Origin of the sequence: Microbacterium paulum, assembly GCF_015707995.1 — a bacterium.
Taxonomy (GTDB): Bacteria; Actinomycetota; Actinomycetes; order Actinomycetales; family Microbacteriaceae; genus Microbacterium; species Microbacterium paulum.
This window is the reverse complement of the sequence record NZ_JAAGRY010000082.1, coordinates 1-10,698: the sequence shown is the minus strand read 5'-3', so window position 1 is coordinate 10,698 and position 10,698 is coordinate 1. Positions and strand designations below refer to the sequence as shown.

10 protein-coding genes are annotated in these 10,698 nt (G+C 71.2%); all 10 read right to left on the bottom strand.

All coding sequences use genetic code 11. The features are described 5' to 3' along the window. Positions 1 to 270 precede the first annotated feature (270 nt). Positions 271 to 888 carry a vitamin K epoxide reductase family protein gene (locus G3N18_RS14535; protein WP_338038625.1) on the bottom strand — a complete coding sequence of 206 codons (618 nt, stop codon included), beginning with the start codon at positions 886 to 888 and terminating at the stop codon, positions 271 to 273. Positions 889 to 999: 111 nt separating this feature from the next. Further along, the gene (gene xerD, locus G3N18_RS14530; RefSeq protein WP_196384986.1) at positions 1,000 to 1,941 is read right to left on the bottom strand and encodes a site-specific tyrosine recombinase XerD; all 942 of its coding nucleotides are present in this window, start codon (positions 1,939 to 1,941) and stop codon (positions 1,000 to 1,002) included. Positions 1,942 to 1,959: 18 nt separating this feature from the next. Next, entirely contained in the window at positions 1,960 to 2,541 is a 582-nt protein-coding gene (locus G3N18_RS14525) for an NUDIX domain-containing protein (protein WP_196324614.1), read from the bottom strand. Then, positions 2,534 to 4,246, bottom strand: a complete 1,713-nt coding sequence (locus G3N18_RS14520; RefSeq protein WP_196384985.1) for a CTP synthase — start codon at positions 4,244 to 4,246, stop codon at positions 2,534 to 2,536. The genes G3N18_RS14525 and G3N18_RS14520 overlap by 8 nt, the downstream gene beginning before the upstream one ends. A 14-nt stretch (positions 4,247 to 4,260) precedes the next feature. Further along, on the bottom strand, positions 4,261 to 5,958 hold the full coding sequence (gene recN / locus G3N18_RS14515) for a DNA repair protein RecN (protein WP_196384984.1): 1,698 nt from the start codon (positions 5,956 to 5,958) through the stop codon (positions 4,261 to 4,263). Further along, the gene (locus G3N18_RS14510; RefSeq protein WP_196384983.1) at positions 5,955 to 6,926 is read right to left on the bottom strand and encodes an NAD kinase; all 972 of its coding nucleotides are present in this window, start codon (positions 6,924 to 6,926) and stop codon (positions 5,955 to 5,957) included. Before G3N18_RS14510 ends, recN begins: the two co-directional genes overlap by 4 nt. After that, on the bottom strand, positions 6,923 to 7,735 hold the full coding sequence (locus G3N18_RS14505) for a TlyA family rRNA (cytidine-2'-O)-methyltransferase (protein ID WP_196384982.1): 813 nt from the start codon (positions 7,733 to 7,735) through the stop codon (positions 6,923 to 6,925). Before G3N18_RS14505 ends, G3N18_RS14510 begins: the two co-directional genes overlap by 4 nt. Further along, on the bottom strand, positions 7,732 to 7,890 hold the full coding sequence (locus G3N18_RS14500; RefSeq protein ID WP_206693291.1) for a hypothetical protein: 159 nt from the start codon (positions 7,888 to 7,890) through the stop codon (positions 7,732 to 7,734). Before G3N18_RS14500 ends, G3N18_RS14505 begins: the two co-directional genes overlap by 4 nt. 66 nt (positions 7,891 to 7,956) lie before the next feature. Continuing rightward, positions 7,957 to 8,994 carry an HAD-IIA family hydrolase gene (locus G3N18_RS14495; RefSeq protein WP_196384981.1) on the bottom strand — a complete coding sequence of 346 codons (1,038 nt, stop codon included), beginning with the start codon at positions 8,992 to 8,994 and terminating at the stop codon, positions 7,957 to 7,959. After that, positions 8,994 to 9,842, bottom strand: a complete 849-nt coding sequence (locus G3N18_RS14490) for a tetratricopeptide repeat protein (RefSeq protein ID WP_196384980.1) — start codon at positions 9,840 to 9,842, stop codon at positions 8,994 to 8,996. Before G3N18_RS14490 ends, G3N18_RS14495 begins: the two co-directional genes overlap by 1 nt. Positions 9,843 to 10,698 lie beyond the last annotated feature (856 nt).

Genomic DNA, 10,698 nt, shown 5'->3' with positions numbered 1-10,698 from the left:
CGAGTCTAGATCGACGCCGTTAGTGCCCCGCACGAGGCACCAACACCCCCGGAAAATCAAGCCTCAACGATCCTCAACCCGCGAAATCACCCGACGGTGACACGATCCAGGTCAGACGCCGACGGGCCGCGCGATGCTCCCCTGCCGAAGAGGCCTCGACGGGCAGGGCGATCGGGGGCATCCATGCCGCCCATTGTGATCCGACAGGTCGCGCTCCCGCCGGCCGTCCGGCCGTGAAAGATCAGGTACCTGTGCGACGAGAGCGTGCGCTCAGAAGAGACTGCCGATCACGTCGAGACGCACCTGGGCGCAGACGGCGATCAGCAGATAGTCGGCGATCACGATGAGCGGGAGCCACGACAGGATCGCCGCGCCGATCTGCGTGGTCCGCCCGTGCGTTCCCCACACTCCGGCGCGCAGCGTCCACCCCGCGACCGTGAAGAACAGCGGAATGGTGACGAGCCAGATGATCATGCACCACGGGCACAGCGACGAGTACTCGAAGACGCTGCGGTAGGCGAAGAAGTGCACCAGCGCGAACGCGGCCGTGACGAAGAGCGCGAAGGTCCGCCAGAACCAGGCGCGCAGGCCTGCGGGTGCGGCGCAGCCCGCGGCCGCCGCGAAGATCGGGCCGGTGAAGAGCACCATGCCGAGGATCGAGTTGCTGAACCCGAGCAGATTGCCGCCCGGCGACAGCAGATTCGGTCCGCATGTGACGACCGGGCTGATGTTGCACGAGATTAGCGCGTCGCCGCCCGTGAGCTGGCCGATGTACTCGTGGTAGAGCAGGAACGACACCGTCCAGCCGGCGAGCCCGGCCACGGCCCACCAGATCGCCATCGCGCGCGGGGGGCGGAAGGCGGCGACGGGCGCGGCGGAAGAGGTCACGGCGCCATCCTGTCGGTGCGGGCCTGTGCGCGCCACTAGACGGGCCGGGGAAAATCGCGCAGCCACCGCCGCTCGGCGCCCCCGCGCGCCGGGCGAGCGCTCATCGAGCCCTCACCGTGCGCGCGGATGCGAGGTCAGATACACGTCGCGCAGCGCATCCACGGTGACGTGCGTGTAGATCTGGGTCGTCGCCACCGAGGCGTGGCCCAGCAGCTCTTGCACGACGCGCACGTCGGCGCCGCCCTGCAGCAGGTGCGTCGCGAACGAGTGGCGGAACGTGTGCGGCGAGACGTGCGCCGTGAGCTGGGCGCGCTCGGCGGCGGTCTGGATGATCAGCCACGCCCCCTGCCGCGACAGCGGTGCGCCGCGCGCGCCGAGGAACAGCCGCGCGCTCGCCCGACCGCGGCGCGACAGCTCGGGGCGGGCGCGGGCGAGGTACGCATCGACCGCGGCGCGGGCGTACGAGCCGACGGGCACGATCCGCTCCTTCGACCCTTTGCCGCGCACGCGCAACACGTCGCCGAGGGCGAGGTCGTCGACGTCGAGCTGCATGACCTCCGACACCCGCGCGCCCGTCGCATAGAGCAGTTCGAGCAGCGCCCGGTCGCGCAGCCTGATGATCGCGTCGTCGCCGGTCTCGGCAGGTGCCACAGGCGCGGCCGGGTCGGGGCCTGCGGCATCCAAGAGCCGTTCGATCTGTTCGATCGACAGGGCCTTCGGCAGCCGTTGCGCCGTCTTCGGCGGGCGAAGCCGCTCGCTCGGGTCCGCCTCAGCGAGTCCTTCGCGCACGAGAAAGCGGTGCAGTCCGCGCACCGACGACTGCAGGCGCGCGAGCGACGTCGCCGCGGGCGGCGGCTGCGCCGATGCCCGCTCGACGGCGAAGGCCGACACGAGCGCCGTCGTCACCGCATCGGTGTCGTCGACGCCCTGCTCCTGCAGCCAGGCGCAGTACCCGGCGAGGTCGCGCCGGTAGGCGGCGACGGTGTGCTCCGACAGGCCGCGCTCGATCGTGATGTGCCGGAGGTAGGCGTCGACGGCGCGGTCGGGTCGCATGAGGGGCGCGACCCGCCGTCAGCTGCGGCGCAGAAGCTCTGCGGCGGCGAGGATCCCGGCGACGAGGATGCCGTTGCGCATACGCCCCGACATGACGGCCTCGACCGCATCGTCGAGCGGCACCCACTCGACGCGGATGTCGGCTTCTTCCGCCTCGCGGGCGAACGTCGCCGAGGCGGGGCGCAGCCCGCGCGCGAGGAAGATGTGCACGACCTCGTCGTTGCCGCCGGGCGTCGTGAACACCGACAAGAGCGGTTCGATGCGTTCCGCGTCGAGGTCGGCCTCTTCGGCGAGCTCGCGCCGCGCCGCGTCGATCGGGGGCTCGCCGGCGATGTCGAGGAGCCCCGCCGGGATCTCCCAGTCGCGGTGGCCGATCGGATGCCGGTACTGCTGGATCAGCAGTACGCGCTCCCGGTCGTCGATCGCGACCACGGCGGCGGCACCCGGGTGGTCGACGTACTGGCGCACGATCTCGTCGTCGCCGTACACGAAGGTGTCGCTGCGAACGTCCCACACCCGGCCCTCGTAGACGAGCTCGCTCGCCGTGACGGTGACCTCGACGGGTTCGTCGCGGAGCGCCGAGGCATCCACGTCAGTCATTCTCGACGTCGTCCTCGAACAGCTCACTCGCGCGGTGGCGCTCGAGCGCCGCGGCGATGAGCCCCCGGAAGAGCGGGTTCGCCTCGGTCGGCCGCGAACGCAGTTCGGGGTGGGCCTGCGTGGCGATGTAGTACGGGTGCACGTCGCGCGGCAGCTCGACGTACTCGACCAGGCCGTGGTCGGGCGAGAGCCCCGAGAACCACAGGCCGGCCTCGGCGATCTGGTCGCGGTAGCGGTTGTTGACCTCGTAGCGGTGGCGGTGGCGCTCGCTCGCGCGGGTCGCTCCGTAGACCTCCGCGGCGAGCGATCCTTCCGCGAGCTCCGCTTCGTAGAGGCCGAGGCGCATCGTGCCGCCCAGGTCGCCGTGGTCGATGATGTCGACCTGCTCGTCCATCGTGGCGATGACCGGGTGCGCGGTGTCGGGATCGAACTCGCTCGACGAGGCATCCGCGATGCCGGCGACGTTCCGCGCGTACTCGATCACCATGCACTGCAGGCCCAGGCAGATGCCGAGGGTGGGAATGCCCTGCTCGCGCGCGAAGCGCAGCGCGCCCAGTTTGCCCTCGATGCCGCGGATGCCGAAGCCGCCCGGCACGACGATGCCGTCGAGTGGGGCGAGCGCCTTCTCGGCGCCCTCGGGCGTTTCGCAGAGGTCCGAGGCGATCCACCGCACGGTGACCTTCGTCTCCTGCGCGAAGCCGCCGGCCTTGAGCGCCTCGGTGACCGACAGGTAGGCGTCGGGAAGGTCGATGTACTTGCCGACGAGACCGATCGTGACCTCGTGCTTGGGGTTGTGCACGGCGTTCAGTACCTTGCCCCACCGCGTCCAGTCGACCTCGGCGGCCTTGCGGTCAAGACCGAGCGCGTCGACGATGTACGCGTCGAGGCCCTGCTCGTTGAGCATCGTCGGGATGTCGTAGATCGAGGGCACATCGATCGCGTTGACGACGGCGTCTTCGTCGACGTCGCACATGAGCGCGATCTTGCGCTTGTTGGCCTCGGTGACGGGGCGGTCGCTGCGCAGCACGAGCGCGTCGGGCTGGATGCCGATCTGGCGCAGCGCCTGCACCGAGTGCTGCGTGGGCTTGGTCTTCTGCTCCCCCGACGCGCCCATGTACGGCACGAGCGACACGTGCACGAAGAACACGTTCTTGCGCCCCAGCTCGTGACGGATCTGGCGGGCCGACTCGATGAACGGCTGCGACTCGATGTCGCCGACGGTGCCGCCGATCTCGGTGATGATGACGTCGGGCTTCGGCGATTCGCCCGCCTGCAGGCGCATGCGGCGTTTGATCTCGTCGGTGATGTGCGGGATCACCTGCACGGTGTCGCCGAGGTATTCGCCGCGCCGCTCGCGCGCGATGACCTGCGAGTAGATCTGACCGGTCGTGACGTTGGCGGCCTGGCTGAGCTCGATGTCGAGGAAGCGCTCGTAGTGCCCGATGTCGAGGTCGGTCTCGGCGCCGTCGTCGGTCACGAAGACCTCGCCGTGCTGGAACGGGTTCATCGTTCCCGGATCGACGTTCAGGTAGGGGTCGAGCTTCTGCATCACCACGCGCAGGCCGCGGGCGGTGAGGAGGTTGCCGAGCGAAGCGGCGGTCAGCCCCTTACCCAAAGACGAAACGACACCGCCCGTCACGAAAATGTGCTTGGTGGTGTCGCTGCTGCCCGTGTTTGAAAAACTGCCTGAAGAAGTGTCCGTCACGGGCTTTCATCCTATCAGCCTGCAGAGCCGCCGAGGCTGAGCAGCTCGCGTGCGTGTTCGAGGGCGGCCGGCGAATCGGGCAGGCCCGACAGCAGGCGCGCCATCTCGGCCTCGCGTTCGGGCCCCTCGAGCGCGCGGACGCTGGATGCCGTGACGCTGCCGTCGCTCGCCTTGACGACGCTCAAGTGGTTGCCCGCGAACGCGGCGACCTGCGCGAGGTGCGTCACGACGATCACCTGACTCGATGCGGCGAGTGCCGCCAGGCGCCGCCCGACTTCGATCGCCGCCGCACCGCCGATGCCCGCGTCGATCTCGTCGAACACGAACGTGGGCACCCCGCCGGTGCCGGCGATGACGACCTCGATCGCGAGCATCACGCGGCTGAGCTCGCCGCCCGACGCGCTCTTGGCGACGGGCCGCGGCTCGGCGCCGGGGTGCGTTGCGAGCAGGATCGTCACCTCGTCGCGGCCCGCGACGCTCGCCGCCCCGGGGGCGACGGCGACGACGACGCGCGCGTCGGGCAGCGCGAGCGCGCGCAACTCCTCTGTGACCGCCGCACCGAGACGCCCGGCCGCCGCGGTGCGCGCCTCGGTCAGGCGTGCGGCGCTCTCGTCGAGCTTGGCTTCGGCGGCGACGACCTCGGCGGCGAGCCTCGTCACGCGGTCGCCGTCGTCGTCGAGTTCGGCCAGGCGCAGCCCGCCCTGCGCGCGCAGGGTGAGCGCGGCCTCGAGCGAGCCGTGCGCACGCACGATCGCGCCGACCGCGGCCCGACGTTCTTCGACGGCGGCGAGCTCGTGCGGTCCCGCCTCGTCGAGGTCGGCGAGGTAGCCGCTCAGGTCGGTCGCGAGGTCGGATGCCCGGTAGCCGAGCTCCTCGAGCGTCGCGACGTGCACGTCGAGGCCTGCGTCGCTCCCGGCCGCGCGTTCGAGAGCGCGCCGCGCTTCGGCGAGAAGGGTCACGATGTCGGGCGCGTCGCCGTCGCTCGACAGCGCCTCGTGCGCGGCCGTCGCGGCGAGGCGCAGCTCTTCGGCGCCGGCGAGCCGTGTGGCGCGCCGGGCGAGCTCGACGTCCTCCCCCGGCTGCGGGTCGACCTGCTCGATCTCGGCGAGCGCGGCGCGCAGCTCTTCGGCCTCGCGGGCGCGGTCGGCGCGGTGCGTCGTGAGCTCGTCGAGCTCGGCGGCGAGCGTCTTCGCCGCCTCGAAGTCGACGCGGTACTGCTCGAGCGCACCGTCGATCGGCTCGCCGCCGAAGCGGTCGAGCGCGTCGCGCTGCGCGGCGGCCGAGCGCAGGCGCAACTGGTCGGACTGCCCGTGCACCACGACGAGATGCTCGGCCAGGTCGGCGAGCACGCCGGCGGGGGCGGTACGCCCACCCACGCTTGCGCGGCTGCGCCCTTCGGCGGTGACGGTTCGGGCGAGGTACAGCTCGGCCCGGCCGTCGCCGATCGGTTCGACCTCTCCCCCGGCGTCGGCGACGCGATCGCTGACGGCACCCTCGGCCGGCACGATCCAGACGCCCTCGACGGCGGCCTGGTCGGCGCCCGAGCGCACGGTGCCCGCATCGGAGCGCGCCCCCATCAGCAGGCCTAGCCCCGTGACGACCATGGTCTTGCCGGCACCGGTCTCGCCGGTGATCGCGGTGAAGCCCGGCCCGATGGGCAGCGTCGCCCGCGCGATCACGCCGAGGTCGCGCAGCGTGATCTGCTCGATCATTCCGCGCCCTCCGGGCTCACCGTTCCCCCGTCCGCACCGGTACTCCGACTCGTCGCCGGTCCGCGCCACCCCGCGACGGGCAACTGGAACTTGCGCACCAGCCGGTCGGTGAAGGGCGCCGGGTGCAGGCGGGCGAGCCGCACGGGTTCGGGTGAGCGCCGCGCGGTCACGCGGGCGCCCGGGGGCAGGTCGTGCGAACGTCGACCGTCGCACCACAGGATGCCCGTGCCGTCGGTGCGTGCGAGGACTTCGATCGCGACGGTCGCTTCGGGCCCTACGACGAGCGGGCGGGCGAACAGCGCATGCGCCGACAGCGGCACCACCGCGATCGCCTCGACGGTCGGCCAGACCACCGGGCCGCCGGCCGAGAAGTTGTACGCGGTCGAACCGGTCGGGGTCGAGATCACGACCCCGTCGCAGCCGAAACTCGACAGCGGACGGCTGTCGATCTCGATGATGACCTCCATCATCCGCTCGCGCGCGGCCTTCTCGACGGTCGCCTCGTTGAGCGCCCACGTCTCGTAGATGGGGGCGCCGGCGGCATCCGTCACTTCGACGGCCAGGGTCATCCGTTCTTCGACGTCGTAGTCGCGGTCGATCACGCGACGCATGGCGTCGTCGATGACGTCGGCTTCGATCTCGGCGAGGAAGCCGACGTGCCCCATGTTGATGCCGAGGATGGGCGCGGTGCCGCTGCGCACGAGTTCGGCCGCACGCAGGATCGTGCCGTCGCCCCCGAGCACGATCGCGAGCTCGAGATCGTCGACGGCAACGCCCTTCCCGAGCGTCTCGAGGTGGCCGACGTCAGCGAGCGCGTCGCGCAGTTCGACATCGCCGTCCGGCAGCACGGGGTGCGCACCCGCGGATTGCAGCGCGGCGATCACGCGGCGGGCGGCAGCGACCGTGTCTTCGCGGCGCGCGTGGGCGACGACGAGGATCTCGCGCGGCAGTTCGGTCGTGCCGGTCATATCGCTCCCGCCAGTCGGTTCACGGTCTCCAGATATTCTGTCGGATTGCCTGCCCCATCCGACCCGTTCCTAGGCCGCAGATGCACGAGGTACTCGTGGTTGCCGTGCGTGCCGGCGAGCGGCGAGGCGATCACGCCGTGGGTGCCGAGCCCGGCGTCCCACGCCGCCCACAGCACCCCGGCCACGGCGTCGGCGCGCGCGGCGGCGTCGGTGACGAGCCCTTCGCGCACCCCGGTACGGCCGACCTCGAACTGCGGCTTCACGAGCAACACGAGGTCGGCATCCAGGGCGGCGACCGATGCCGCGGCCGGCAGCACGTGCGTGAGCGAGATGAACGAGAGGTCACCGGTGATCAGCTGCGGCGCGGCGGCCGACCCGGTCGCCTCGGCGAGGGCGGCCGGGGTCATGTAACGCACGTTGAAGCCCTCGACGACGCTCACTCCGTCATCGCCGGCGATGAGCGGGTCGAGCTGTCCGTGACCCACGTCGACAGCGAACACACGCGCCGCGCCCCGCTCGCGCAGCACCTGCGTGAAGCCGCCCGTCGACGCGCCCATGTCGAGGCACACCCGCCCGGTGACGTCGACCCCGAACGCGTCGAGGGCCGCGATGAGCTTGTGCGCTGCGCGGCTGACGTAGTGATCGGATGCCGCGACGGTGATCACCTGCGCGTCCGAGACCTTCACCGAGGGCTTGACGACGGGGGCGCCGTCGACCGACACGAGCCCTGCTTCGATCAGTTGGGCGGCCTGCGTGCGCGACCGGGCGAGGCCGCGCGCCGCGACGGCGGCGTCGAGTCGGCCGGTCACGCGTGCGGGTCCCGCGGGCCCGATTCGAGGCGCCGGGCGAGATCGTCGTGGAGCGCGGCGTAGGCGTTCGCCCGCTCGGCGAGCGGCTGATCCTCGATCACCTCGATCGCAGACAGCAGATCGTCGCGGCGGGCGTCGGCGTCAGCGGCATCCATCGACATGCCTCCACGATACGCGTCGGATGCCGCCTCAGAACCCTGGAGCCTCAGAGCTTCACAGCCTCAGGGCCGGTGGAACGGGTCGGCGTAGAGCTCTTCGGGCACGCGGAAGCCGTAGATCGCACGCCCCGTCGCCCAGATGGCCGCGGCGCCCGCGCGCACGAGGTCGATGGGGCGGTCGCCGGCGCGCACGATGTGCACGTCGAGACCGTCGATGCGCACGGCAGCCGTGCCCACGCTCGTCACGTCACCCTGCACGACCGTTTCGGGGTAAGGCTCGTGCAGTTCGCGCAGGTCACCGACGATGAACGTCGGGCGCGACGTGGAGGGCGCGGCGAGCACGTGCTTCGGCCGGTCGATGCCGGTCAGCACGAGCACCGACTCGATCCCGGCAGCCTGTGCCCCCGCGATGTCGGTGTCGAGTCGGTCGCCGATGAACAGAGGATGCCTCGCACCGAACCGCGCGACCGCCTCGTCGAAGATCGGGCGCTCCGGCTTGCCGGCGACGACGGCGAGTCGTCCGACCGCGGTGTGCACCGCCGAGACGAGCGTGCCGTTCCCCGGTGCGATGCCCCGCGCCTGCGGGATCGTCCAGTCGGTGTTGGTGGCGATCCACGGAATGCCGCCCTCGTCTTCGGGGAGGGCGAGCGCGTACGCGGCCTCGGCGAGGTGCACCCAGCCGACGTCCGGCGCGAAGCCCTGCACGACCGCGGCGGGGGCATCGTCGGCGCTCCGCGTCACGTGGTACCCCGCCTTCTCGAGTTCGAAGACGAGCCCGTCACCGCCGACGACGAGCACCGTGGCACCGGGCGTCACACGCTCGCGCAGCAGACGCATCGCCGCTTGCGGGCTCGTGACGACGTCGTCGGGCTGGGTCGCGGTCAGCCCGAGCTCGCGCAGGTGGTCCGCCACGGCGCTGTCGCGCCGCGACGCGTTGTTCGTGATGTAGCCGAGCCGGCGCGTCTCCCCCGCACGGGTGAGGCTCTCGACGGCGTAGGGCAGCGGACCGGGGCCCGCGTAGACGACACCGTCGAGGTCGGAGAGCACCGCGTCGACATCGTCGAGCGGAGTCGGCCCAGTCCGTCGCGAGAAGAGGCCCATCAGCGTGCAGACGGGTTCTCGTCGGCGTCGTCGGGCTCCACGTCGCCGTCACCGTCTGCGTCGATACCGGCGTCGGCGAGGATCTCGTCGACCTCGTCCTGCACAGTGGTGGGCGCGTCGTCAGGTTCCGAGGCGGGAGCGGACGGCGGTTCATCAGCGTCGTCGTCGAGCTCGAGTTCTTCGATCTCTTCGATCTCTTCGACGAGCAGGGTCTCGCTGTCGGCGTCGCGCGAGCCGATGACGTCTTCGGCGATCTCCGCGCGGCGTTGCCACTGCGCCGCCTCGTCGAGACGACCGAGCTCTTCGAGCACGGCGGCGCGCGCGGCGAACAGTCCGGGACTCCACGAGAACGCGCGGTCGGGATCGAGTTCGGGAATGTCGAGCTCTTGCAGTGCGCGTTCGTTCTCACCCAGGTCCAGACGCGCGCCCGACATGGCGATCGCCAGTTCGACGCGCACCTCGACGGGCAGTGCGGCGCGGTCGACGGCGCGGCCCACTTCGAGCGCGCGGTCGGGGCGCCCGACGCCGCGCTCACTGTCGACGAGCAGAGCGATCTGGTCGTCGCGTCCCGAGATGCGGCGGAAGGTGCGAAGTTCGCGCACGGCGAGGGCGAAGTCGCCGATGGCGTAGGCGGTGATCGCGACGGTCTCGCGCACGACGGCGATGCGCCCGGCGCTGCGCGAGGCGGCCAGCGCGTGCTGGTGCGCGAGCTGGGGGTCGTCGTCGATCAGACGCGCCGCCATCGCGAGGTGGCGTGCGACCTGCTCGGCGTTCTCTTTGCTGAGGGTCTTCAGTTCGTTGCGCGCGGCCGACGCGAGATCCTGCGGGGTGACATCTGCGGGCAGCACGGGGCCGGCTTCGCCCGCGCGGCGGTCCGATCCCTGCGGCGGACGCGAAGCGCGGCGATCGTCGTCGCGACGTCCCGCCGGCGGGCGCGCGCCATACGGCTTCCGCTCCCCGTCACGGGGTGCGTAAGGCTTGCGGTCCCCGTCTCGCGGCGCGTACGACTTACGCTCGCCGTCTCGCGGCGCGTACGACTTACGCTCGCCGTCTCGCGGCGCGTACGACTTACGCTCGCCGTCTCGCGGCGCGTACGACTTACGGTCCCCGTCTCGCGGCGCGTACGACTTACGCTCGCCGTCACGCGGCGCGTACGACTTACGCTCCCCGTCACGCGGCGCGTACGACTTACGCTCCCCGTCACGCGGCGCGTACGACTTACGCTCCCCGTCACGCGGCGCGTACGACTTACGCTCCCCGTCACGCGGCGCATAAGGCTTACGCTCCCCGTCACGCGGCGCATAAGGCTTACGCTCGCCGTCACGCTTCGGGTACGCGGGGCGCTCGCCGTCGCGCTTCGGATACTGCTTACGCTCACCATCGCGGGGCGCATAAGACTTACGCTCACCGTCACGGGATGCGTAAGGCTTACGCTCACCGTCTCGGGATGCGTAAGGCTTACGCTCACCGTCGCGCTTCGCGTAAGGCTTGCGCTCACCGTCACGGGCAGGGCGCCCAGCTGCGGGGCGACGCGGATCGTCTCGACGCGGTCGTTCCTCATCAGCCATGGTGGCGTCCCTTCTTGACGTTGCAGCGGTGGACCGTGTTAACGGGAAATGGCCACCCAGCATTGGGTGGCCATTTCACGGAAGAAGTCCGGCGGTGTCCTACTCTCCCACAGGGTCCCCCCTGCAGTACCATCGG

Bases quoted from the DNA above. Each gene is read 5' to 3' on its own strand.
- G3N18_RS14525 (WP_196324614.1), bottom strand. From the start codon at position 2,541: ATGACTGACGTGGATGCCTCGGCGCTCCGCGACGAACCCGTCGAGGTC.
- G3N18_RS14495 (WP_196384981.1), bottom strand. From the start codon at position 8,994: ATGGGCCTCTTCTCGCGACGGACTGGGCCGACTCCGCTCGACGATGTC.
- recN (WP_196384984.1), bottom strand. From the start codon at position 5,958: ATGATCGAGCAGATCACGCTGCGCGACCTCGGCGTGATCGCGCGGGCG.
- G3N18_RS14500 (WP_206693291.1), bottom strand. From the start codon at position 7,890: ATGGATGCCGCTGACGCCGACGCCCGCCGCGACGATCTGCTGTCTGCG.
- G3N18_RS14510 (WP_196384983.1), bottom strand. From the start codon at position 6,926: ATGACCGGCACGACCGAACTGCCGCGCGAGATCCTCGTCGTCGCCCAC.
- xerD (WP_196384986.1), bottom strand. From the start codon at position 1,941: ATGCGACCCGACCGCGCCGTCGACGCCTACCTCCGGCACATCACGATC.